The sequence below is a fragment of the Nonomuraea muscovyensis genome (assembly GCF_014207745.1).
In the GTDB taxonomy this organism is placed as follows: Bacteria; Actinomycetota; Actinomycetes; order Streptosporangiales; family Streptosporangiaceae; genus Nonomuraea; species Nonomuraea muscovyensis.
This window is the reverse complement of record NZ_JACHJB010000002.1, coordinates 3,012,137-3,036,203: the sequence shown is the minus strand read 5'-3', so window position 1 is coordinate 3,036,203 and position 24,067 is coordinate 3,012,137. Positions and strand designations below refer to the sequence as shown.

20 protein-coding genes and 1 tRNA gene are annotated in these 24,067 nt (G+C 72.2%); 19 read left to right on the top strand and 2 right to left on the bottom strand.

Annotated features, from left to right (window positions below; all coding sequences use genetic code 11):
* Window positions 1–139: 139 nt before the first annotated feature.
* From FHU36_RS30740 to FHU36_RS30670, 15 genes are all read left to right on the top strand, one after another.
* Entirely contained in the window at window positions 140–1,171 is a 1,032-nt protein-coding gene (locus FHU36_RS30740) for a rod shape-determining protein (protein ID WP_185087244.1), read from the top strand.
* Window positions 1,171–2,748 (top strand): rod shape-determining protein MreC, encoded by a 1,578-nt coding sequence (gene mreC, locus FHU36_RS45030; protein ID WP_185087243.1) that lies wholly within the window; start codon window positions 1,171–1,173, stop codon window positions 2,746–2,748. Before FHU36_RS30740 ends, mreC begins: the two co-directional genes overlap by 1 nt.
* Complete coding sequence (mreD, locus tag FHU36_RS30730; RefSeq protein WP_185087242.1) at window positions 2,745–3,212, top strand: rod shape-determining protein MreD; 468 nt, start codon at window positions 2,745–2,747, stop codon at window positions 3,210–3,212. Before mreC ends, mreD begins: the two co-directional genes overlap by 4 nt.
* Window positions 3,209–5,254: a penicillin-binding protein 2 gene (gene mrdA / locus FHU36_RS30725; protein ID WP_185087241.1), complete on the top strand. Its 2,046-nt coding sequence runs from the start codon at window positions 3,209–3,211 to the stop codon at window positions 5,252–5,254. The genes mreD and mrdA overlap by 4 nt, the downstream gene beginning before the upstream one ends.
* Window positions 5,251–6,417, top strand: a complete 1,167-nt coding sequence (gene rodA, locus FHU36_RS30720; RefSeq protein ID WP_185087240.1) for a rod shape-determining protein RodA — start codon at window positions 5,251–5,253, stop codon at window positions 6,415–6,417. The genes mrdA and rodA overlap by 4 nt, the downstream gene beginning before the upstream one ends.
* A 49-nt stretch (window positions 6,418–6,466) precedes the next feature.
* Window positions 6,467–8,377 carry a TIGR03960 family B12-binding radical SAM protein gene (locus tag FHU36_RS30715; protein ID WP_185087239.1) on the top strand — a complete coding sequence of 637 codons (1,911 nt, stop codon included), beginning with the start codon at window positions 6,467–6,469 and terminating at the stop codon, window positions 8,375–8,377.
* 161 nt (window positions 8,378–8,538) lie between these two features.
* The gene (locus FHU36_RS30710; RefSeq protein ID WP_185087238.1) at window positions 8,539–9,318 is read left to right on the top strand and encodes a TIGR03936 family radical SAM-associated protein; all 780 of its coding nucleotides are present in this window, start codon (window positions 8,539–8,541) and stop codon (window positions 9,316–9,318) included.
* 142 nt (window positions 9,319–9,460) lie between these two features.
* Window positions 9,461–12,469, top strand: coding sequence for a ribonuclease E/G (locus tag FHU36_RS30705; RefSeq protein WP_246502611.1), 3,009 nt, complete (start codon window positions 9,461–9,463; stop codon window positions 12,467–12,469).
* 232 nt (window positions 12,470–12,701) lie between these two features.
* Window positions 12,702–13,004, top strand: coding sequence for a 50S ribosomal protein L21 (rplU, locus tag FHU36_RS30700; protein WP_175588001.1), 303 nt, complete (start codon window positions 12,702–12,704; stop codon window positions 13,002–13,004).
* A 15-nt stretch (window positions 13,005–13,019) separates the two neighbouring features.
* Window positions 13,020–13,277: a 50S ribosomal protein L27 gene (rpmA, locus tag FHU36_RS30695; protein WP_185087237.1), complete on the top strand. Its 258-nt coding sequence runs from the start codon at window positions 13,020–13,022 to the stop codon at window positions 13,275–13,277.
* 340 nt (window positions 13,278–13,617) lie between these two features.
* On the top strand, window positions 13,618–14,970 hold the full coding sequence (gene obgE, locus FHU36_RS30690; RefSeq protein ID WP_185087236.1) for a GTPase ObgE: 1,353 nt from the start codon (window positions 13,618–13,620) through the stop codon (window positions 14,968–14,970).
* Between the two features lie 22 nt (window positions 14,971–14,992).
* Window positions 14,993–16,111, top strand: coding sequence for a glutamate 5-kinase (gene proB, locus FHU36_RS30685; protein ID WP_312891927.1), 1,119 nt, complete (start codon window positions 14,993–14,995; stop codon window positions 16,109–16,111).
* Between the two features lie 298 nt (window positions 16,112–16,409).
* Complete coding sequence (locus tag FHU36_RS30680; RefSeq protein WP_185087235.1) at window positions 16,410–17,693, top strand: glutamate-5-semialdehyde dehydrogenase; 1,284 nt, start codon at window positions 16,410–16,412, stop codon at window positions 17,691–17,693.
* Window positions 17,694–17,758: 65 nt separating this feature from the next.
* On the top strand, window positions 17,759–17,938 hold the full coding sequence (locus FHU36_RS30675; protein WP_185087234.1) for a hypothetical protein: 180 nt from the start codon (window positions 17,759–17,761) through the stop codon (window positions 17,936–17,938).
* A gap of 82 nt (window positions 17,939–18,020) precedes the next feature.
* The gene (locus FHU36_RS30670; protein ID WP_185087233.1) at window positions 18,021–20,186 is read left to right on the top strand and encodes a serine/threonine-protein kinase; all 2,166 of its coding nucleotides are present in this window, start codon (window positions 18,021–18,023) and stop codon (window positions 20,184–20,186) included.
* Between the two features lie 30 nt (window positions 20,187–20,216).
* On the opposite strand, the gene FHU36_RS30665 is transcribed toward FHU36_RS30670, so the two are convergent.
* Window positions 20,217–21,248 (bottom strand): M48 family metallopeptidase, encoded by a 1,032-nt coding sequence (locus FHU36_RS30665; RefSeq protein WP_185087232.1) that lies wholly within the window; start codon window positions 21,246–21,248, stop codon window positions 20,217–20,219.
* Between the two features lie 86 nt (window positions 21,249–21,334).
* Here FHU36_RS30665 and nadD point away from each other — a divergent pair, with 86 nt between their 5' ends.
* The 4 genes from nadD (at window position 21,335) to FHU36_RS30645 (ending at window position 23,238) form a co-directional block, all read left to right on the top strand.
* Window positions 21,335–21,955 (top strand): nicotinate-nucleotide adenylyltransferase, encoded by a 621-nt coding sequence (gene nadD / locus FHU36_RS30660; RefSeq protein WP_185087231.1) that lies wholly within the window; start codon window positions 21,335–21,337, stop codon window positions 21,953–21,955.
* 61 nt (window positions 21,956–22,016) lie between these two features.
* Window positions 22,017–22,412: a ribosome silencing factor gene (gene rsfS / locus FHU36_RS30655; RefSeq protein WP_185087230.1), complete on the top strand. Its 396-nt coding sequence runs from the start codon at window positions 22,017–22,019 to the stop codon at window positions 22,410–22,412.
* The gene (locus tag FHU36_RS30650) at window positions 22,409–23,038 is read left to right on the top strand and encodes a histidine phosphatase family protein (RefSeq protein ID WP_185087229.1); all 630 of its coding nucleotides are present in this window, start codon (window positions 22,409–22,411) and stop codon (window positions 23,036–23,038) included. Before rsfS ends, FHU36_RS30650 begins: the two co-directional genes overlap by 4 nt.
* A 127-nt stretch (window positions 23,039–23,165) precedes the next feature.
* Window positions 23,166–23,238, top strand: a tRNA-Ala gene (locus FHU36_RS30645).
* 51 nt (window positions 23,239–23,289) lie between these two features.
* Here FHU36_RS30645 and FHU36_RS30640 read toward each other — a convergent pair.
* Complete coding sequence (locus tag FHU36_RS30640; RefSeq protein WP_185087228.1) at window positions 23,290–23,952, bottom strand: AIM24 family protein; 663 nt, start codon at window positions 23,950–23,952, stop codon at window positions 23,290–23,292.
* Between the last annotated feature and the right edge of the window lie 115 nt (window positions 23,953–24,067).

Sequence of the window (24,067 nt, the reverse complement as noted above, 5' to 3'; positions counted from 1 at the left end):
CGGGCAAAAGAGCTTGGCGCAGAGGCGGCAGGATTTTTGAGGGGCGCGTGGGCTCATTGCGGGTCCTGGTGGGTACGTCACGTTACGATTCGAATTCGGTCCGTAGTCAAGGCGTACGACACGGAAGGCTCCGTTCCCCATGGGCAGCAAGCTCGCGTTTCTCGGCCGTGACATGGCCGTTGACCTCGGCACCGCCAACACGTTGGTGTACGTGCGGGGCCGCGGCATCGTGCTCAACGAGCCCTCCGTTGTCGCCATCAACACCTCCACCGGCAAGATCGTGGCGGTCGGCATCGAGGCCAAGCGGATGATCGGCCGGACGCCGGGCAACATCGTGGCCGTCCGGCCGCTCAAGGACGGTGTGATCGCCGACTTCGACGTGACCGAGCGGATGCTGCGCTACTTCATCCAGCGCGTCCACCGGCGGCGCCACTTCGCCAAACCGCGCGTGATCATCGCCGTGCCGAGTGGCATCACCAGTGTCGAGCAGCGGGCGGTGAAGGAGGCGGGCTACCAGGCGGGCGCCCGCAAGGTCTACATCGTCGAGGAGCCGATGGCAGCGGCGATCGGCGCGGGCCTGCCGGTGCACGAGCCCACCGGCAACATGGTGGTCGACATCGGCGGTGGCACCACCGAGGTGGCGATCATCTCGATGGGCGGGGTGGTGACGAGCCAGTCGATCAGGGTCGGCGGTGACGAGCTCGACCAGGCGGTGATCACGTTCGCCAAGAAGGAGTTCTCGCTCATGCTGGGTGAGCGCACCGCCGAGGAGATCAAGATGGCGATCGGTTCGGCCTGGTCCACCGGCGAGGAGGCGCACGCCGAGATCCGCGGCCGCGACCTGGTGACGGGCCTGCCCAAGACGGTCGTGGTGTCGGGGGCGGAGATCCGCAGGGCCACCGAGGAGCCGGTCAACACCATCGTCGACGCCGTCAAGGCCACGCTCGACCGGTGCCCGCCCGAGCTGTCGGGTGACCTGATGGACCGGGGCATCGCGCTGACGGGCGGCGGCGCGCTGCTCAAGGGCATGGAGGAACGGATCAAGGCCGAGACCGGCATGCCCGTGCACCTGGTCGAGAACGCCCTCGACTCGGTGGCGCTGGGATCCGGCAGATGCGTGGAGGAGTTCGAGGCGCTGCAGCAGGTCCTGGTGCCGGAGTCGCGGCACTGATGAGAGACTCCCGCAACGCCAGGCTGACCCTCGGCATCCTGCTGACGGCCGCTCTGGTGATCCTGACCGTCGACCATCGGCTGGGCGCCGCCTCGCCGTTCGGCCCGCTGCGTACGGCCGGCACCTGGATCTTCGGCGCGGTGGAGCGGACCGCCGGGTCGGTGACGCGTCCGTTCGGGGAGTTCCTGCGCGCCGTCGCGAACGCTCCGGCGGCCCATGACGACATCGAACGCCTGGAGATGGAGAACGCCCAACTGCGGACCGCCCTCATCGCCCAGGAACTCGACAGTGCCCGGTCGCAGCAGCTCAAGCGGATGCTCGGGCTGGCCGGAAGGGGCGGCTACAAGGTCGTGACCGCCAACGTGATCGCCCGGCGCGGCAGTCCCGGCTTCGAGGAGGCCATCCAGATCGACGCCGGCACCGCCGACGGCGTCCTCCCCGAGATGACCGTGCTGAACGGTGACGGGCTGATCGGCCGGGTCATCAGCGCGACGGCCGACACCGCGACAGCCGTGCTCATCAGCGACCGGGGCTCGGCCACGGGCGCGAGGCTGGAGGGCGGCCAGGAGATCGGCGTGGTCCACGGGGTGGGCGAGAACGGGCGGCTCCTGCAGTTCAAGCTGCTCGACGCCACGGCGCCGCTCGCGCCAGGAGGGAGGATCGTCAGCTTCGGCTCGCAGAACGGGCGGCCGTACGTGCCGGGGGTGCCGATCGGGGTGATCGAGCGGGTGGAGGCGACGCCCGGCGAGCTGACGAGGGTGGCCTTCGCCCGCCCGTACGCCGATCTGACCGCGCTGGACGTGGTGGGTGTGGTGGTGCGGGCGCCCGCGCGCGATCCCCGCGACGCGGTGCTGCCGCCCAAGCCGGACCCGAAGAAGCAGTTGACGGAGACCGTGCGTCCGCCCAAGCGGGGCGTGGTCCCGCCGGAGCGGGACGCGAGGGACGCCGCGCTGCGGCCGGCCCGCGGCCGGCGGTCCGGCGTGGCGCCGTTGGTTCCACCCTCAGCGCCGCCTTCCGTTCCACCGTCCGAGCCTTCCGCGCCGCCCGTCGGTGACTCCGGGAACAGGGCTCCCGGCGCGGACGACGCGAACGACGCGGACGGTGCGGACGGCGTGGGCGAGACGTCCGGGCGGGAGGACGGCTCCGGGCGCGAGCCGGTGGGCGCGGGGGTGGCGCCGGGCCGGGATTCGGCGAGAGCGGTCCGGCCGCCCGGCGCGGGCGCTCAGGCCGCCCGGCCGCCGACCCGGCCCACCGCCCGCCCGTCCGCCAGGTCCTCGGCCCGGCCCGCCGCCCGGCCGTCCGCCCGGCCCGCCGCGCGCGCATCTGCGCGGCCGGCCGCCCGACTTGCCGAACGGCCGGCGGCGCGACTTGCGACGTGGTCTGGAGCGGGTGCTCCGGGGACCGCAGGACGGACGCAAGCGGATGACTCCACGGCGCGTGACGGTGATGGCGCGCGGTCGCTTGTGCGGGATCCGGGGGTGCGACCTGTGGCGCGTGGCGGTGGTGCCGTGCGGGAGGACACCGTCAGGCTCGCGGCGCACGGCGGGAGGGCGTCGCGCGAGGGGGGAGGGCGATGACAGGGGTGCTGATCGTGCTGGCCACGGTGCTGGTGCAGGTGATGCTGGTCAACCGGGCGCCGTTGCCGGGCGGCGTGACGCCGGACCTGGTGGTGCTGGCCGTGATCGGGGTGGCCATGGTGCGCGGGCCGGCGGCCGGAGCGATGATCGGGTTCGGCGCGGGGCTGCTGGCGGACGTGATGCCGCCCACGGCGCATCTGCTGGGACAGTACGCGTTCGTGCTGGCGGTCGTCGGCTACCTGGCCGGGCGCGGACTGGGCGGCAGCGCGGTCACCACCGTGATGGCGTGTGTGATCCTCGCGCCGCTGCTGGCGGCGGGGCTGGGCGGGCTGATCTCCGACCCGCGGGTGACGGTCGCGACGCTGACCGACCAGGTGCCGCTCACGATCGCCTACACGCTGCTGCTGTCGCCGATCGTGATGTGGCTGTCGAGCCGGACGATGCGGCCGGGGTACGCGACATGATCAGGATCAGGACCCGGCTGTTCGTCCTGCACGTGCTGGTCCTGACGCTGCTCGTGGTGCTGGCCGTGCGGCTGTGGCAGGTGCAGGTGGTGCGCGGGCAGGAGTTGGTGGAGAGGGCGGCCGAGACGCGGACGCGCACGGTGATCGTCCCGGCGGTGCGGGGGCAGATCCTCGACTCCTCCGGGCGCCCGCTGGTGCGCAACCAGACCTCGCTGGTCGTGTCGGTCGACAGGACGGCGCTGCTGCGCACCCGCGACGGCGGCACGAGGGTGCTGCGCAAGCTGGGCTCCGTGCTGGGCAAGCCGCTCAAGGAGCTGCAGCAACGGATCAGGCCGTGCGGGCCCACGGTGTCGCAGCCGTGCTGGACCGGCTCGCCGTACCAGGCGGTGCCGATCGAGGAGAAGGCCGGCACCCGCGAGGCGCTGCAGATCCTGGAACGCCAGGAGGAGTTCCCCGGCATCACCGCCGAGATCCAGTCGGTCAGGCAGTATCCCCTCGGCCGGGCCGGCGCGCAGATGCTCGGCTACCTGCAGCCGGTCACCGAGGCCGAGCTGGAAAGGCGCGAAGGGCTGAAGGCCGCCTACTCCGGCGTCGACCTGGCCGGGCGCGACGGCCTCGAACAGGTCTACGACGAGGCGCTGCGTGGCAAGTCCGGGAAGCGTCAGGTGCAGGTCGACAGGATGGGCAAGCCGATCGGGCTCGAGCAGGAGGTACGCCCGGTCAGCGGCGACCATCTGATCACCAGCATCGACGCGGGTTTGCAGGAGGTGACCGAGCAGGCGCTGCAGCGGGCCATGAAGGGCGCGCCGAGGGCCGACGGCGGCGCCGCCGTGGTGCTCGACGCGCGGACCGGGCGGGTGCTGGCGCTGGCCAGCGCGCCCGGCTACGACCCGGAGATCTGGGCCGGCGGCATCACCGCCGGCGCCTACCAGCGCCTGATGTCGGAGAAGTCCGGCAAGCCGCTGGTGTCGCGGGCCATCAACGGGCAGTTCGCGCCGGGGTCGACGTTCAAGGTGTCGTCGGTGGCGGCGATGCTGCGGGCCGGCTACCCGATCGACGGCACGTACGGCTGCCCCGGCTCCTACATGGTGGGCGACCGGGCGTTCAACAACTTCCGCGGCATCGGGCTCGGCACGCTCACCCTGCACACGGCGCTGGTCAGGTCGTGCGACACGATCTTCTACCGGGCGGCGTACGAGCAGTACCTGCGTGACGGCGGGCGCAACCCGAAGAAGACGGCCAAGGAGGTGTTCGCCAACACGGCCAGGGGCTTCGGGTTCGGCAGACCCACCGGCATCGACCTGCCCGGCGAGTCGGCCGGACGCATCCCCGACCGGGCGTGGAAGAAGGAGATGTGGACGCTGACCAGCGCCACCAACTGCAAGCGGGCGCAGACCGGCTACCCCGAGGTGGCCGACCGGGCGCGCGCGGAGTTCCTCAAGCGCCTGGCCCACGAGAACTGCACCGAGGGGTTCGTGCTGCGGCCGGGCGACTCGGCCAACTTCTCCATCGGCCAGGGTGACGTGCTGGTGACGCCGTTGCAGCTCGCCCGCGCGTACGCGGCGCTGGTGAGCGACGGCAAGCTGCGCAGCCCGCGCATCGGGTGGGCGCGGGTGCGGCCCGACGGCACGGTCGTGGAGACGTACGACGTCCCGGTCGTCGGGAAGCTGCCGATCAGCGAGAAGGAGCGCGTCTACATCAAGAACGCGCTCAGCGAGGTGGCCTCCGACGGCACCGCGGCCGGGGCGTTCAGCGGGTTCCCGATGGACAAGGTCCGCATCGGCGGCAAGACCGGCACCGCCGAGGTGTGGGGGAAGGCCGACACGTCCTGGTTCGCGTCGTTCGCGCCGACGCAGAACCCGCGCTTCGTGGTGGTCGCCATGATCTCCCAGGGCGGGATGGGGTCCCAGGCGGCGGCGCCGGCCGTACGGGAGATCTACGAGGGGATCTACGGCATCAAGCGGCCCGCCGCGCTGCCCGGTGGCAGACCGGTCAGCGGGCTGCCGACGTTCAGGCCCGACGGGACGGTGGCGCGCGGATGATCCAGGGCGCGGCGGTGCGGGGGCGGCGGTCGTTCGCCCGGCGGGCGGTCGGCGCGCAGTCGCCGCTGTGGCGGCTCGACGGGGTGCTGCTGGTCGCGGTCGCCGCGCTGTGCGTCATCGGCACGCTGCTGGTGTGGTCGTCCACCCGGACGTGGGCGCCCGGTGCCACGGGGCTGGTCAAGAAGCACGTACTCAACCTGCTCATCGGTACGGGGCTGTTCGTGGTGACGACCTCGATCGACCACCGGGCGATGCGGGCCTACGCGCCGCTGGTGTACCTGCTCAGCGTCATCGGGCTGATCCTGGTGATCACGCCGCTGGGCGCGACGATCAACGGGTCGCACTCGTGGATCCTGCTCGGCGGCGGCTTCGCGGTGCAGCCGTCGGAGTTCGCCAAGCTGGGACTGACCCTGATGCTGGCCATGCTGCTCGCCCAGCCGGCGGACACCGGTGAGCGGCCGCGCAACCTCGACGTGGTCATCGCCCTGGTGCTCGCGACGGTGACGATGGGGCTGGTGATGGCGCAGCCCGACCTCGGCACGGCCCTGGTCCTGGCGGTCATCACGGCCAGCGGTCTGGTGATCAGCGGGGTGCGCAAGCGGTGGATCGCGCTGCTCGGGCTCGTCGCGGGCGCCGGGGTGTTCGCGGTGTTCGCCTTCGAGATGCTGGAGCCGTACCAGGTGGCGCGGTTCACGGCGTTCGTGGACCCGGGGGTGGACCCGCGCGGGGTGGGCTACAACAGCACGCAGTCGCTGATCGCGATCGGCTCCGGGCAACTGTTCGGCAAGGGGCTGTTCGAGGGCGGGCAGACCACCGGCAGGTTCGTGCCGGAGCAGCACACCGACTTCATCTTCACGGTGGCGGGGGAGGAGTTCGGCTTCCTCGGCTCGGTGACGATCGTGCTGCTGCTCGGGGTGGTGCTGCTGCGCGGGCTGAAAATCGCGCGCAGGTGCGACGACCGGTTCGGCACGCTGGCGGCCGGGACGATCGTGTGCTGGTTCGCCTTCCAGACGTTCATCAACATCGGGATGACGATCGGGATCATGCCGATCACCGGGCTGCCGCTGCCGTTCGTGTCGTACGGGGGCACGGCGACCTTCGCCAACCTCATCGCGGTCGGCCTGCTGCAGTCGATCAGGATCCGCGAGCAGTCGTTCACCTGACGTGTCGCTCGCGTCACGGCCACCGCGGGTGCGCCGCTACGCTTGACGTATGCCTGTCGAGTCGATTTTCCACCGCCTGGAAGCGCTGCTGCCCAAGGTGCAGAAGCCGATCCAGTACGTGGGGGGTGAGCTCAACTCGACCGTGAAGGACTGGGACTCCGCCGACGTGCGCTGGGCGCTGATGTATCCCGACGCCTACGAGGTCGGCCTGCCCAACCAGGGCGTCGCGATCCTCTACGAGATCCTCAACGAGCTGCCCGCGACCCTCGCCGAGCGCACCTACGCCGTCTGGCCCGACCTGGAGGCGCTCATGCGCGCCGAGGGCGTGCCGCAGTTCACCGTCGACGCCCACCGGCCGGTGCGCGCCTTCGACGTGCTCGGCCTGTCGTTCTCCACCGAGCTCGGCTACACCAACATGCTGACCGCGCTCGACCTGGCCGGCATCCCGCTGCGGGCCGTCGACCGCGGCGACGACGACCCGATCGTGCTGGCGGGCGGGCACGCCGCGTTCAACCCCGAGCCGATCGCCGACTTCCTCGACGCGGCCGTGCTCGGCGACGGCGAGCAGATCGCGATCGCCGTCAGCGAGGTGGTCCGCGAGTGGAAGGCCGAGGGCCGGCCGGGCGGGCGCGACGAGCTGCTCATGCGGCTGGCGGAGTCGGGCGGCGTCTACGTGCCGAAGTTCTACGACGTCGACTACCACCCCGACGGGCGGATCAAGCGGGTCGCCCCCAACCGGCCGGGCGTGCCGTGGCGGGTCCACAAGCACACCGTCATGGACCTCGACGAGTGGCCCTACCCGAAGAAGCCGCTGGTGCCGCTGGCGGAGACCGTGCACGAGCGGTTCAGCGTGGAGATCTTCCGCGGCTGCACGCGCGGCTGCCGGTTCTGCCAGGCCGGCATGATCACCAGGCCGGTGCGCGAGCGGTCCATCACCACGATCGGCGCCATGGTCGAGAACGGCATCAAGGAGTCCGGTTTCACCGAGGTCGGCCTGCTGTCGCTGTCGTCGGCCGACCACTCGGAGATCGGCGAGGTGGCCAAGGGGCTGGCCGACCGCTACGAGGGCACCAACACCTCGCTGTCGTTGCCGTCCACCCGCGTCGACGCGTTCAACATCGACCTGGCCAACGAGTTCTCCCGCAACGGACGGCGCTCCGGCCTGACGCTCGCGCCCGAGGGCGGCTCGGAGCGGATGCGCAAGGTGATCAACAAGATGGTCACCGAGGAAGACCTCATCCGCACCGTCACCACCGCCTACTCCCAGGGGTGGCGGCAGGTGAAGCTCTACTTCATGTGCGGGCTGCCCACCGAGACCGACGAGGACGTGCTCGGCATCGCCGACCTGGCCAAGAAGGTCATCAAGGCGGGCCGCGAGGTGACCGGCTCCCGCGACATCCGCTGCACCGTGTCCATCGGCGGTTTCGTGCCCAAGCCGCACACGCCGTTCCAGTGGGCCGGGCAGGCCGACCACGAGACCGTCGACCGGCGGCTCAAGGCGCTGCGCGACTCGCTGCGCGGCGACAAGGAATACGGCCGGGCCATCGGCTACCGCTACCACGACGGCAAGCCGTCCATCGTGGAGGGCCTGCTGTCGAGGGGCGACCGCCGGGTGGGGGCCGTCATCCGCGCCGTCTGGGAGGACGGCGGGCGCTTCGACGGCTGGAGCGAGCACTTCTCCTACGAGCGGTGGATGTCCGCCGCCGAGCAGGCCGGCGTCGACGTCGACTGGTACACCGTGCGCGAGCGCGAGGAGAACGAAGTGCTCCCGTGGGACCATCTCGACGCCGGGCTCGACCGCGAGTGGCTGTGGCAGGACTGGCAGGACGCCGTGTCCGGGGCCGAGGTCGAGGACTGCCGGTGGACGCCCTGCTACGACTGCGGCGTCTGCCCGACGATGGGCACCGAGATCCAGATCGGTCCCACCGGCCGCAAGCTCCTTCCCCTGACGGTCGTCTAGCCGCGTTCGGCGGCCGTGGCCGTGTCTCGTCGTACACAGTCGTACACAGGGGGAGGCGACCAGACGGCGGGGCGGCATATTCTGAATCGAAGACACTCTGACACGGGAAGGACGACGAAGCTCTGAAACCTGTTCCCGATGGGCCTCCGCCCGCGCCGACGGTGCAGCGCCTGCGTGTGCGCTACGCCAAGCGCGGACGCCTGCGCTTCACCAGTCACCGCGACATCTCGCGGGCCGTCGAGAGGGCGGTCCGCCGTGCCGGCATTCCGGTGGCCTACAGCGCGGGTTTCTCGCCCCACCCGAAGATCTCCTACGCGGGCGCCGCGCCGACCGGCGTGGCCAGCGAAGCCGAATACCTCGAACTCGGCGTCACGACGCCGTGCGACCCGGAACGTGTCCGGGCCGACCTCGACGGCTCGCTGCCACCCGGCATCGACGTGCTCGACGTCGTCGAGGCGGGCTCCGGGGGGCTGGCCGACCGCCTGGAGGCCTCCGAGTGGGAGGTGCGCCTGGCCGGTGTCGATCCCGAGCACGCCGGCGTGGCGGTGGAGAAGTTCCTCGCCGCCGGTGCGGTGGAGGTCGAGCGCCTCACCAAGAAGGGTCCGCGTCGCTTCGACGCGCGGGAGGCCGTGCTGACGCTGGCGGTGGTGCGGACGGTACCCGAGGGGACAGACAGAACCGCAGCTCAGGTGCCCGGACAGTCGTGTGTCATACTGCGCATGGTTGTTCGGCACATGACGCCTGCCGTTCGACCCGACGATGTGCTCACAGGGCTGCGCCTTGTGGCCGACTTCGCGCCGCCGGTCCCTCCTGAGGTGACCAGGCTGGCGCAGGGGCCGCTCGACGCCAGCACCGGTGCGCTTGCCGACCCGTTCGGCCTTGACCGCGAGACTACGCGCGGCGGCGAGCCGGGACAGGCGAGTGAGCAGGTCGTCGGATAGGGAGCGCCTTGCGAGAGCGAGGCGCGACCGCTGACAGGACTTGGCGCCCATGCTCCTTGACGGGGGCGGGGGCGGACAACGAAACACGAGAGCTCCTGCGCGGCGCGGCGACGCGCCCGGGAGCTGACGGGAGAGCGCCCGCATGCTCGAGAACGAGCCCAACGCCGGGGCCACTGGCCCTGACGGCGAAACAACAGAACAGTCGACGACGGCTCCGCGCCGCAGGGCCAGCAGGCCGGCGGGGCCGCCACCCGAGGTGCCCGACGCGCCCGCCCCGGTGACCGTGGCGGCCGCCGCGGGCACGGGCGGCCAGGTGATCACCAGCACGGGGGAGCAGGCGGGTGCGTCCGCTCCGGCGGGTTCCGCGCGCCGCCGGGCGTCCCGGCCCGCCGGGTCGCCCCCGCCGGTGGTGGAGTCCGCCGCGCCTGCCGGGAGCCCGGTCGAGGCGGCCGTGTCCGAAGCGGTGGCCGACGCCGTGTCCGAGGCGGTGGCGCAGGTGACCGCCGCGGCGGGTGTCGCGGACGCCGTGGCGGCGGGTGCCGCCGAGGGCACCGCTGAGCCGGCTGCCGAGACCAAGCCCAAGAGGGCCACCCGCACCAGGTCGACGGCGACCACGCCACGCCGGCGCACCGGCAAGAAGGCCGCAGAGGCCGCGGAGGAGCCCGCCGGCGGCGGGGAGCAGGCGGCGACCGGCGCGGCCGTCCAGGACTCGGGGCAGGCCGTACAGGCCGCCGGAGGCACCGCCACGCCCGACGCCCCCGCCCAGGCCGTCGTCGCACAGGACACCGCCGCGCAGGTCGGTCAGGCCGGCAGTCTTGAAAGCGAGCAGGCCGCCGAGGAGAGCGCCGCGCCGAAGCGGCGCCGCACGCGCAAGAAGGCCGAGCCGGAGCCCGTCGAGGAGCAGCCCGTCGCCGCCGCCGAGGACGACGACGTCATCGACGTGCTGCCCGAGGACGAGCCGCTCGACGACGAGCCCGCGGGTGAGGACCTCGACGAGGACCTCGACCGGCCGAGCCTGCTGGCAGACCCGTTCGGTCTGTCGGCGACGCGCAGGCATGACGAGCCCGGCGCCGCGGTCCAGCGGCCCGCCGCCATCTTCGCGCCGCTGTTCCAGGCGCCCGACCCGAGCCAGGCCACGCCCGTGGCCAAGCCCGTCGCCAAGCCCGCGCGCGTCGAGCCGGAGCCCGTGGCCGAGGCCGAGGAACCCGCCGACGAGACCGTGGTCGAGGACGAGGACGACACCGCCGACGAGCAGGACGAGGACGAGAGCGGCAGCCGTCGCCGGCGCCGCCGCCGCGGCGGCAGGGGGCGCGGCAAGCAGCGCGAGCGTGACGAGGCCGACGACTCCGACGATCAGGACGACGACGGCGACGAGGACCAGGCGGAGGAGACCCAGGAAGAGGAGGTCTCCAGCTCGCGCCGGCGCCGCCGTCGCCGGCGCCGCGGCTCCGACGACGGGGCAGAGCCGGTCGCCGACGACCCGCCCAACACGGTCGTCCGCATCCGCGCGCCCCGCTCGGGCCGCGCCACCGCGCTCGACACCTCCGCCGACGGCGTGCAGAGCGTGCGCGGCTCCACCCGCCTGGAGGCCAAGAAGCAGCGCCGCCGCGAGGGCCGTGAGCTGGGCCGCAGGCGTCCGCCGATCATCACCGAGTCGGAGTTCCTGGCCCGGCGCGAGTCGGTCGACCGCATGATGGTGGTGCGCCGCCAGGGTGACCGCACGCAGATCGCGGTGCTGGAGGACGGGGTGCTCGTCGAGCACTACGTCAACCGCGAGGCCAGCCAGTCCTACGTGGGCAACGTCTACCTCGGCAAGGTGCAGAACGTGCTGCCGTCGATGGAGGCGGCGTTCGTCGACATCGGCAAGGGCCGCAACGCCGTCCTGTACGCCGGTGAGGTCAACTTCGACACCGCCGGCATGGAGGGCCAGCCCAAGCGCATCGAGTCGGCGCTGAAGTCCGGCCAGTCGGTGCTGGTGCAGGTCACCAAGGACCCGATCGGCCACAAGGGCGCCCGCCTGACCTCGCAGATCAGCCTGCCCGGCCGCTACCTGGTCTACGTGCCCGACGGCTCGATGACCGGCATCAGCCGCAAGCTGCCCGACAAGGAGCGCACGCGGCTCAAGAGCATCCTCAAGAAGGTCATGCCCGAGAACGCCGGCGTCATCGTGCGCACGGCCGCCGAGGGCGCCTCGGAGGACGAGCTGGCCCGCGACGTCGCGCGCCTGTCGGCCCAGTGGGAGAACATCCAGCGGAAGGCCAAGTCGGCCAGCCCGCCCGAGCTGCTCTCGGCCGAGCCCGACCTGACCGTCCGGGTGGTGCGCGACGTCTTCAACGAGGACTTCAGCTCTCTCGTGGTGCAGGGCGAGGGCGCCTGGGAGACGGTCGACGAGTACGTCAAGTACGTCGCGCCGCACCTGACCGACCGCCTGTCCAAGTGGGACGGCGAGCAGGGCGACGTGTTCGAGTCGTACCGGATCGACGAGCAGCTCGGCAAGGCGATGGAGCGCAAGGTGTGGCTGCCCAGCGGCGGCTCGCTGGTGATCGACCGCACCGAGGCGATGACCGTCGTCGACGTCAACACCGGAAAGTTCACCGGCCAGGGCGGCAACCTCGAGGAGACCGTCACCCGCAACAACCTGGAGGCGGCCGAGGAGATCGTCCGCCAGCTCAGGTTGCGCGACATCGGCGGCATCATCGTCATCGACTTCATCGACATGGTGCTGGAGTCCAACCGCGACCTGGTGCTGCGCCGGATGCTGGAGTGCCTGGCACGCGACAGGACCAAGCACCAGGTGGCCGAGGTCACCTCGCTGGGCCTGGTGCAGATGACGCGCAAGCGGGTCGGCCAGGGGCTGCTGGAGGCGTTCTCCACGCCGTGCGAGTGCTGCAACGGCCGCGGGCTCATCGTCTCCACCGAGCCGGTGGAGTCCAAGTCCGAGTCGCGGGGCACGCAGGGCAAGATGGCGGTCGAGAAGGCGGTCGCCGAGAAGACCGGCGACAAGGCCGACAAGGTTTCCGCGGCGAAGGACTCCGCCGGTCGTGATACCGTGACCGGTGCGCTTGATGACGTCCCCGCAGAGGACGACCAGGCCGGTCAGACTTCCGGCAGGGGGCGGCGACGCTCCCGCCGAGCCAAGTCCTCCGAGTAGCACCACTGAGTGGTCTTGGGGGGCGGTCCGACGATCCGTCCGGTTCGCCTAGGACACCGTTAATCCGGTAACCTAGTGGATCGGTGCGTCAGGTGACGTGCCCTGTTGGCGCGCCCACTCGGTTCGTTGGTTCCAGACAGGATGCGGGTGCGGGCGCAGCACTCGGCAGTCAACGGTCCTCCCGTCCGGGAGGACCGAAGATCGCAGCAGTAGACAGTAGAAGGGTTCCGCGGTGTACGCGATCGTTCGTTGCGGCGGCAGGCAGCAGAAGGTCTCCGTCGGTGACGTCCTCGAGGTGGACAAGGTCGCCGGCGAGGTCGGCTCTTCGATTTCGCTGCCGACGGTGCTCGTCGTCAACGACGGCGATGTGACCACGGAGGCGGGCAAGTTCATGGTGAGCGCCGAGATCCTCGGCGAGACCAAGGGCCCGAAGATCCGGATCCTCAAGTACAAGAACAAGACCGGTTACAAGAAGCGCCAGGGTCACCGTCAGCGGTACACCCAGGTGAAGATCACCGGTATCGACCAGGCCTGATCGGGAGTTTGAGAGATGGCACACAAGAAGGGCGCGTCGTCCACCCGGAACGGCCGTGACTCCAACGCTCAGCGCCTGGGCGTCAAGCGCTTCGGCGGCCAGCTGGTCAACGCGGGCGAGATCATCGTCCGCCAGCGTGGCACCCACTTCCACCCCGGCGACAACGTCGGCCGTGGTGGCGACGACACGCTGTTCGCACTGACCGCGGGTCACGTGCAGTTCGGCCTCAAGCGCGGCCGCAAGGCCGTGAGCATCGTCCCGGTCGCGGAGTAATCCGCCGCCGGTAAGCGTTAGCACAGGGGTGGATCGGTGGCGATCCACCCCTTTGTGTGTTCTCGGGGGGTTTCCGCTCAGGGGGAGGCCGGCGCTCATGCCGGGCCGGTCGCCGGGGGAAGCGCCGCCGCCGGGTGTTCCCTGCTGTGGGGTTCCTCCGGCGGGTGTCATGGACGCGGATCGCGGCTCTGCCGTCGGCGGCGCCGGTCGCGGAGCGGCCTGCCTGTGGGCGCGGCGGTCCGGGATGGCGGAGCGCGGCTCCGAGGGCCGTGACGGGACGGGGACGCCCCGTCCGTGGAGTAGGAAAGAGCCCCAGCGGGGGCGTAAAGGAGAGGCCAGCATGCCGGACTTCGTGGACCAGGTCATCCTGCACGTCAGGGCCGGTGACGGGGGGAACGGCTGCGCCTCTGTCCACCGGGAGAAGTTCAAGCCGCTCGGCGGCCCCGACGGCGGCAACGGCGGGCGCGGCGGCGACGTGATCCTGGAGGTGGACCCCAACACCGCCACCCTGCTCGACTACCACCGCCGCCCCCACCGCAAGGCCGAGAACGGCAAGCAGGGGCAGGGCTCCAACCGTGACGGCGCGAACGGCGGGGACGTCGTGCTGCCGGTGCCCAACGGCACCGTCGTCAAGGACGCCGACACCGGAGAGGTGCTGGTCGACCTCGTCGGCGCGGGCACCCGCTACGTGATCGCCAAGGGCGGCCACGGCGGGCTGGGCAACGCCGCGCTGGCCAGCGCCAAGCGCAAGGCGCCGGGGTTCGCGCTGCTCGGCGAGCCGGGCGACGGCCTCGACGTCATGCTGGAGCTCAAGAGCGTCGCCGACGTGGCCCTCGTCGGGTTCCCCAGCGCAGGGAAGTCGTCGCTGATCGCCGCGCTGAGCGCCGCCCGGCCCAAGATCGCCGACTATCCGTTCACGACGCTGATCCCCAACCTCGGCGTGGTCACGGCGGGCGAGACGGTGTTCACCGTCGCCGACGTGCCGGGCCTGATCCCGGGCGCCTCCCAGGGCAAGGGCCTCGGGCACGAGTTCCTGCGCCACGTCGAGCGCTGCGACATGCTGGTGCACGTCATCGACTGCGCCACCATGGAGCCGGGTCGTGACCCCGTCACCGACTACGAGGTGATCGAGGCGGAGCTCCAGGCGTACGGCAAGCTGGAGGGCCGTCCCCGGATGGTGGTGCTGAACAAGGCGGACGTGCCCGACGCCGCCGAGCTGGCCGAGTTGGTCAGGTCCGAGTTCGAGGAGCGGGGGCTCCAGGTTTTCACGATCTCCGCCGCCACGCGCGCCGGGCTGCGCGAGCTGACGTACGCGATGGGCGAGTGGGTGGCCGCCGCGCGGGCGGCCAAGCCGGTCGAGGAGCCGACGCGCCTGGTCATCAGGCCCAGGCAGCTCGGCGAGGCCGGGTTCAGCGTGCGGAAGGTCAACGACAACCAGTTCCAGGTCACCGGCGAGAAGCCCGAGCGCTGGATCAGGCAGACCGACTTCACCAACGACGAGGCCGTCGGCTACCTCGCCGACCGGCTGGAACGGCTCGGCGTCGAGGAGGAGCTGGTCAAGGCCGGCGCCACCGCGGGCGCCGAGGTCATCATCGGGTCCATGGAGGGCGGCTACGTCTTCGACTGGCAGCCCACGCTGAGCGCCGAGTCCGTGCACCAGGGGCCGCGCGGCACCGACAGCCGGCTCGGGTAGGAAGAGGGATAGGGTTTCGGTCGTGCGGGAACGGATCAGCGCAGCGTCGAAGGTCGTCGTCAAGGTCGGCTCGTCGTCGCTCACCACACCCCAGGGCATGATCGACGTCGACCGGGTGGACGCGCTGGCCGACGTCCTGGCCGCGCGCCGCCTGAGCGGCACGCAGATCGTGCTCGTCTCCTCCGGAGCGATCGCCGCGGGCCTCGGCCCGCTCGGGCTGAGCACGCGACCGCGCGATCTCGCCACCCAGCAGGCCGCCGCGTCCGTCGGTCAGGGCGTGCTCGTCGCCCGCTACACCTCCTCCTTCGCCCGCTACGGCCTGCGCGTCGGCCAGGTGCTGCTGACCGCCGACGACATGATGCGCCGTGCCCACCACGCCAACGCCCAGCGGACCCTCAACCGGCTGCTGGAGCTCGGCATCATGCCGATCGTCAACGAGAACGACACCGTCGCCACCGACGAGATCCGCTTCGGCGACAACGACCGGCTCGCGGCGCTGGTCGCCCACCTCATCCACGCCGACGCGCTGGTGCTGCTGTCCGACGTCGACGCCCTCTACGACGGGCCGCCGAGCCGCAGCGGCTCGCGGCGGCTGGCCGAGGTCCGCGGCCCCGAGGACCTCGCGGGCGTCGAGCTGGGCCGCAACGGCGCTGCGGTCGGCACGGGCGGCATGGTCACCAAGGTCCAGGCGGCGCGCATCGCCACCGGGGCCGGCGTGCCCGTCGTGCTGACCGCCGCCGCGCACGCCGCGCAGGCGCTCGCCGGGGCCGACGTGGGCACCTACTTCCACCCGGGCGGCCGTCACCCCGGCACCCGGCTGCTGTGGCTGGCGCACGCCACGACGGGGCGCGGGCGGCTGCACCTGGACGCCGGGGCGGTCGAGGCGATCGTGGACCGCCGCAAGTCGCTGCTGCCCGCCGGGGTCACCTCGGTGGAGGGCGAGTTCGCCGCGGGCGACCCGGTCGACCTGTGCGCGCCGCGTGGGGCGGTCGTGGCCCGCGGGCTGGTCAACTTCGACGCGGGGGAGATCCCCGGGCTGCTGGGACGGTCCACGCGGGAGCTGGCCAGCGAGCTCGGTCCGGAATATGAACGTGAGCTGATCCACCGCGACGACATCGTCATACTGGAAGCCCACAGCTGACCTGGCGGCGCCGGGGTGCGACCGGTCACGGCGGCAGGCGTCGCCCGAGCCGGTCCGCCTGGAGGGGCTGTCGTCCGGCAGGCGGCAGGTCGTCGTGCCGTCGTCCCAGGCGGCGGTCGGGGCTGTCGCGGCCGGGGCTGTCGCGGCCGGCGGGTGCGGGTGCGGCCGGTGTTGCCGGGCGCTCGGTTCGCCGCCGGTGCACGGGGTGCTCCGGCGGCGGTCCGGTGGCCGGGTCGGTGAGTGGGTGGGGCGGCGACGGACGGCGTCCCACGAGCGGTACGACAACGAGGAGCGTGTGATGTCCGAGGAGTTCCTGAAGGTCGCCCGCGCGGCACGGGAGGCCGCCGCCGAGCTGGCCCCGCTGCCGCGGGCGCCCAAGGACCGGGCGTTGCGCGCCATCGCCGACGCCCTGGTGGCGAACGCCGCCGCGATCGTCGAGGCCAATGCCAAGGACGTCGAGCAGGCCCGCGCGCAGGGCACCGCCGAGGCGATGATCGATCGGCTGCGGCTCGACGAGGGCCGGATCGCGGCCATCGCCGAGGCCGTGCGGCAGGTGGCCGACCTGCCCGATCCGGTCGGCGAGGTCGTGCGCGGCGGCACGCTGCCCAACGGGCTGGAGCTGCGCCAGCTCCGGGTGCCGCTAGGCGTGATCGGCATCATCTACGAGGGCCGTCCCAACGTCACCGTGGATGCCGCCGCGCTCTGCCTCAAGAGCGGCAACGCGGTGCTGCTGCGCGGCTCCTCCAGCGCCTACTCCTCCAACACGGCCCTCGTACGGGTCATGCAGGAGGCGCTGGAGGCGACCGAGGTGCCGGCGGGCGCCGTGCAGCTCGTGCCGGGGCTCACCCGCGACTCGGTCAAGGAGCTGATGCGGGCGCGGGGGCTGGTCGACGTGCTGATCCCGCGTGGCGGCGCCTCGCTGATCAACTCGGTGGTCGAGGAGTCGACCGTGCCGGTCATCGAGACCGGGGTGGGCAACTGCCACGTGTACGTGGACGCCGAGGCCGACGTGGACCTGGCCGTGGAGATCCTGGTCAACGCCAAGGCGCAGCGGCCGTCGGTGTGCAACGCGGCCGAGACGTTCCTGGTGCACGCCGGCGTGGCCGACCGGTTCGTGCCCAAGGCGCTGGCGGCGCTCAGGGAGGCGGGCGTGACCGTGCACGGCGACGAGCGGATCGCCGGTCACGGCGACGGCGTCGTGCCCGTCACCGAGGACGACTTCCTCGCCGAGTACCTCTCGCTCGACATCGCCGCCGCCGTGGTCGACTCGCTGGAGGACGCCGTGGCGCACATCAGGAAGTACGGCTCGGGCCACACCGACGCCATCGTCACCCGGTCGCAGCAGGCGGCCCGCAGGTTCGTGTCGCTGGTCGACTCGGCGGCCGTGGCGGTCAACGCCTCGACCAGGTTCACCGACGGGGGCGAGTTCGGGTTCGGCGCGGAGATCGGCATCTCCACGCAGAAGCTGCACGCCCGCGGGCCGATGGGGCTGCCGGAGCTGACCTCGACCAAGTGGGTCTACACCGGCGAGGGTCACCTGCGCACCGCCGAGGGCACGGTCATCGCCGGGTCGGCCGGCTGACCCGATTACGGCAGGCGTCGGCGTGTCGGCGTGGCCGGGCCGCCGGGTTCGGCTTGGCTGTGGGCATGGAGATCGTCATCGCGCTGGCCTTCTCGGCGGCCGTCCTGTTCGGCGCCGACCGTCTGCTGCTCTGGCTGGAGCGCCGCGGCCACGTCCACTGGCGCAGGACGGGCCGCCGCCGGGACCTGTCGCAGGAGCCCACGGCCCGCCTGGACACCATGCTGTCCGAACACGCCCGCCGATAAAGCTTCGGCGCGCCTCGGACACGACGGGCCTCCCTCCCGCTAGGGTTGTGCCCCTTATGGGCACGCCGAGCAGGGAGGGACGGTGAGCAAGCTCGGCAAGGTCGGGCCGTACGCCTTGCTCGAGCGGCTCGGCCGGGGCGGCATGGGCGAGGTCTACCTCGCCAGCTCCCGGCGCGGCGAACGAGTCGCACTCAAGGTCCTGCACGAGCTCACCGAAGATGATTCGTCCCGTATTCGGCTTGAGCGCGAAGTTCGCGCCCTCCGGCGGGTCGAGAGCCCGTACGTCGCGAGGGTACTCGACGCCGACCTCGGCTGCGCCCGCCCCTACCTGGTGATGGAGAACATCGAGGGCGTCACGCTGCTCGACCGGGTCCGCCAGGACGGGCCGCTCGACCTGCCGCAGCTCGTGCAGCTCGCGCAGGGCATCGCCGCCGCGCTGGCCATCATCCACGCGGCCGGTGTCGTCCACCGCGACCTGAAGCCGGCCAACATCATCATGGGCGCCGACGGGCCCGTGCTCATCGACTTCGGCATCGCACAGGTGCACGACGCGACCCGGCTCACCATGACGGGCACCTTCCTCGGCACGCCCGGCTACACCGCGCCGGAGATCTTCGCCGACGAGCAGGTCGACTCGCCGGCCGACATCCACGCCTGGGCGGCGACGGTGGCGTTCGCCGCGACCGGGCGGCCCGCGTTCGGGCGGGGCACGGCCGAGGCGCAGATGTACGCGGTGCTGAACGGACGGGCCGACCTCAAGGGCGTGCCGGTGGCGCTGCTGCCGCTGGTGCGGGCCGCGCTCAACCGGGAGCCGGCCAAGCGGCCCACGGCGGCGCTGCTGGCCGACCGCCTGTCGCGGCTGGCCAAGGCGACCGGGGTGCCCGACGCCTCGGGTGCGCCCGCCGGTCTGCTGGCGGCGCCGGTCGCGGAGGAGACGCGGGAGCGGCCGGGCGAGGCGCGGGGGCGTGCCGAGGGACGCGGCCGTCCCGGGGAGCCGCGCGGACGTGCCGGTGAGGAGGCCAAGCCGCCCGCGCCGCGCAAGGCGCCGGGCGAGGACGGCCGGGGCTCCGGGCCGCGGCCCAGGCCGGGTGGTGACGTGCCGGCCCGCGGGCGGGCCGACGCGGCCGCCCGAGCCCGGGCGGGAGGGGACACCGATCCCCGTGGCCGCACGGCGGACGCGGCGGCACGCGGGCGGACCACCGGCGGCGGCACGGCAGCCGCTGACGGTGCTGCTCGTGGGCGGGTCTCCGGCGGGGGAGGGGCCGACGTCCCCGCGCGCGGCAGGGGTGCGGGTGTGAGCGGTGCCGAGGGCGCCGCGCGCGGGCGGGGCGCGGGGGCGGGTGGCGCCGACGTTCCGGCGCGCGGGCGTTCGGCCGGCACGGACGGAGGTGCCCGGCGTGAGGGCGAGGTGCCCGCGCCGCGGGGCCGGGCCGCTGCGGACACGACGCGCGGGCGGGCCACCGGCGAGAGCGCGCGCAGCCGGGCGAGCGCCGAGAGCGCCAGGAGCCGGGCCGCGGCCGAGTCCGGGCGCGGCCGTGCCACCGGGGAGGGGGTGCGGACCCGGACCGCCGTGGACGGCGCCGCGGTGCCCGCGCCGCGCGGCCGTACGGACGCCAGGGCGCGCGCCCGCGCGGTCGAAGGAGCCGCGCGCGCCCGGGCCAGGGCCGCCATCGGGACGGCGCGAGGGCGCGGCGGACGGGCCGCGAGCGGTGAGGAGCCGGGCGGCACCGGGCTGCCGGCCGGGAGCGCGGCGCTGATGCTGCTCGCCGTGCTGGCCGTGCCGTGTGTGGTGGCGTCGGTGATGTGGCCGATCGCCTCCATCGGCATCACGGCGGTGTTCGTGGTGCTGACGCGGACCGTCTGGACGAGTCACTGGCTGGTCAGGAAGCGCCCGTCGCGGCGGTGGCGGATCGCGCTGCGGGTGCTGCTCTTCCCGATCGCGCTGGCCGGGTCGGCCGTGACCGCGGTGGTCTGGCCGGGTGTGCCCGTCGCGGTGGCGGCGGGCGGGGCGCTCTGGCTCACGGGGGGCGGCGAGATCCACTCCGACTGGTGGCAGCAGGCCGCGCCGGTGACCGCCGCCGGCGTGGTGTTCGGGATGCTGTGCGGTGGGATCACCGGCCGCGAGATCGAGCGGGTCGGCGCCCGGCTTCCGGAGCTGCGCAGGGAGGGGCTGCGCGCACTGGCCGTGCTGGGCGGGTTCGTCGCCCTGTGCGCGGCCGCCGTGCGCGCGATCGCCCTGCTGCTCTGACGGGGGGCACGCCGCCCGCCGGCCGGCGGGTCAGCCCTGGCCGCCGTCGCGGCGGGAGAAGCGGTTGAAGATGCGCTCGCCTGCGTTGACGGCGCCCTCGGCCACGTCGCGCAGCACGCCGATGAACGGGTCCTGCGACTGCGACCAGGACGCGCGGTAGGACTCGGCCGCCGCCTTGACCTCGTCGGTGACCCTGGCGCCGGCGTCGTCCTCGCGGCGCGGGTAGTCGCCGGCCAGGATGCGGTCGTACTCGCCGCTGCGCTGCCACTTGTCGAGCTCGGCCACGCGCACCACGGCGAACGGGTGGGTGGTGCCGAGCAGGTTGAGGACCTTGAGGAATCCGTCGCGGAGGTCTCCTGCGGTGTCGTACTCGTTGTACTGCTCGAGGAAGGCCTCGATGTTCATCTCGTGGGTGTAGTCGCCGCCGGCGAGCTTCATCAGCGCGCGCTTGGCCGCCTCCGGGTCCTGGCCGGTGAGCAGGCCGCCGCGGTCGGACGACAGCTCCGACTTGCGGTACCACTCCTCCAGGCCCGCGACGATCGCCCGCAGGCCGATGTAGCCGAGGGGGATCCAGGCGACGCGGGTGGCCAGCCGGGTGAGGATGTCGAGCATCGTCCGGTAGACCGCGTGCCCCGACAGGATGTGGGAGGTCTCGTGGCCGATGACGAAGCGCTGCTCCTCCTGGTTCATCAGGTTGAGCAGACCGGTGGTCACGACGATGAACGGGTCGTCGAAGCCGATGGCCTTGGCCTGCACCTGCGGGTCCTGCTGGACGTAGATCTCGGGGATGCGGTGCAGGTCCAGCGTGTAGGCGGCGTCGCGGCCCATGTCGTGGAGTGAGCGGAACTGGGTCTCGCTCACTCGCACGGCCGACGCGAGATACATCAGGCGCAGCCGCCGCTCACTGATGAGGCCGGACATCTGCTTTAGAACCGTGTCGAACCCACTCAACTTACGCAGAGCGACCAGGGCGGACCGGTCTGCGGGGTGTTCGTAGGCACGGGACGAGATGCCGGGCAGTTGGACGCGGTTGCGGTCCGGGGTGGTCGTCATGCCCGGCATGCTACGTCCGCATCGGGGGCGACGCGCGGGCATCGCGAAGGGGGGTGCCGTCGGGCGGGACACCCCCTCCGCGTAGGGTCCGATTCATGATGAATGCCCCCAGTGTCGATGGGAAACGGCGTGTAGGTGTCATGGGAGGCACGTTCGACCCCATCCATCACGGTCACCTGGTGGCCGCCAGCGAGGTGGCCCACCACTTCCAGCTGGACGAGGTCGTCTTCGTGCCGACCGGGCGGCCGTACCAGAAGTCGGAGCGCGAGGTGTCGGCGCCCGAGGACCGTTACCTGATGACGGTGATCGCGACCGCGTCCAACCCGCGCTTCTCGGTGAGCCGGGTCGACATCGACCGGCCCGGGCCGACGTTCACCATCGACACCCTGCGCGACATCGCGCAGATCCACGGGCCCGACACGGAGCTGTACTTCATCACCGGCGCGGACGCCCTCGGCGCCATCCTCACCTGGCAGAACGCCGACCTGTTGTTCGAGCTGGCCCACTTCGTCGGCTGCACCAGGCCGGGGCACACGCTGCACGACCCCGGCCTGCCCGGGGGCAAGGTGACGCTGCTGGAGATCCCGGCGCTGGCCATCTCCTCGTCGGAGTGCCGGCAGCGCGTCGCGATGGGCGAGCCGATCTGGTATCTGGTGCCCGACGGCATCGTCCAGTACATCAACAAGCGCGGCCTGTACCGCGAGCCGGAGGAGTGACGTCGGAAAGGGTAGGCTCAAGGTAGGGCATACTGCCGACACAGGAGGACAGACCCGCATCGTGACCGCTTCTGAGAGAGCCGTCCAGCTCGTCCGGATCGCCGCCGAGGCCGCGGCCGACAAGCTGGCCGATGACATCCTCGCCTACGACGTGAGCGAGCAGCTCGTCATCACCGACGCCTTCCTGCTCTGCTCCGCCACCAACGACCGCCAGGTCCGGGCCATCGTCGACGAGATCGAGGACCGGCTGCGCACCGAGGCCGACGCCAAGCCGGTGCGCCGCGAGGGCGAGCGGGAGGGCCGCTGGGTGCTCCTCGACTATCTCGACATCGTCGTGCACGTCCAGCATGAGGAGGACCGCACCTTCTACGCCCTGGAGCGGCTGTGGAAGGACTGTCCGCCGATCGGCCTGCCGGAGAGCGTGCTGCAGGCCAACATCCAGCGAGCGCGCACTTGAGCAAGCGGATCGTCTGCCTCCGGCACGGGCAGACGTTGTGGAACGTCGAGCACCGCTTCCAGGGCCACTCCGACATCCCCCTGGACGAGACCGGCGTGGCCCAGGCGGCCAGGGCGGCCTCGCTGCTGGCGTCCCTGCGCCCGACTCTCATCGTCTCCTCCGACCTGCAGCGCGCCAACGACACCGCGCTCGCGCTCGGCCGGGTCGTCGGCCTCGACGTGGCCGTCGACAAGGCCTTCCGCGAGCGGGGCGGCGGGCAGTGGGAGGGGTTGACCCGCGACGAGATCGCCGCCCGCTGGCCCGAGGAGTACGTGGCGTGGGAGGCGCCGGACGGCGAGCCCGTCGGCGACGTCGCCGCGCGGGTCGCCGCCGCCATGCGCCGCTGGGCCGCCGAGGTCGACGACGACGGCCTGCTCGTCGTCGTCTCGCACGGCGCCGCGCTGCGGCTCGGGATCTGCGAGCTGCTCGGCCTGCCCGAGGAGCTCTGGCCCGCCCTGGGCGGGCTCGGCAACTGTTCGTGGTCCGTGCTGCAGGAGGGGCGCAAGGGCTGGCGCCTGCTGGAGCACAACGCGGGCACGCTGCCGGAGCCGATCAGCAGCGACGACCGTCCCGAGACCCAGGTCTGACGAACCCGTACGGCCGCGGCCGTACGGGTTCGCGCCCGTTCGCCGATTAGGCGAATCGTACGGATGGCTATATGCTTCCCGAGCGCCGTCTTCGAGCGGACTTCGAGCAGTCTCGGAGCGGTGACCAGGGGCTATAGCGCAGTTGGTAGCGCGCCTCCATGGCATGGAGGAGGTCTGGGGTTCGAATCCCCATAGCTCCACCCCGCGCAAGAAGGCCACCCCTCCGCCGAGGGGTGGCCTTCTTCATGCGGTCACTTGGGCTGGACGATGGGCGGGCCCTCGCTGGCCTGCACCAGGACGAACCCCTGTCCCTGGAAGGCGAGCTGCATGGCCTCGCCGCTGCCGCGGCCGATCAGCGCGCCGGCCTTGAACGTGCGGTTGACGCCCACGTGCAGGCCGGCGCTCCAGCACACGGCCGACTGGCCGTCGGCGTAGGTCGGCGCCTGCGAGGCGTCGAGCAGCACGGGCGTGCCGTGCGCGGTGACCGCGACCCAGCCGGTGCCCTTGATCGTCGTGTTGAACAGGCCGCCCGCGGCGACGCCCGCCCCCTGCACCCGCTGGATGTCCCAGGTGAGGTGGGCGTCCAGGGCCAGCAGGTTGCGGCCGTTGACGGTCAACGCCTCGTTCTCCAGGTAGAACAGGTGGATGTCGTCGGCGTTGTCGGCGAGGAACAACCTGCCCTGCCCCGTGACGCGCATGAGCGGCGCGCCCTCGCCCGTCACCATCTTCTTGAACATCTTGCCGACGCCGCCGCCCTCGTAACCGAAGTCCATCTGGCCCTGGAAGGCCACCATGGAGCCCTGGCGGGCGAGCACCTCGGGGGGAAGGTGGACGACGAGCATCTTGGAGTTCTGCAGGGCGAAGGTACCGGGCACCTGCTGGGAGTCCAGGTTCCCGAAGAGCGCGCTGCGCATGGGGCCCCATTTCGCTGGATTGTGGTCGACAAGGTGAGGACGTACGGGCCGGGGTCCCGGGTTCCCCACCGAGGCCGTCAGGCACTCTGTCATCGGCGCCCTGCGCGCCCGATGG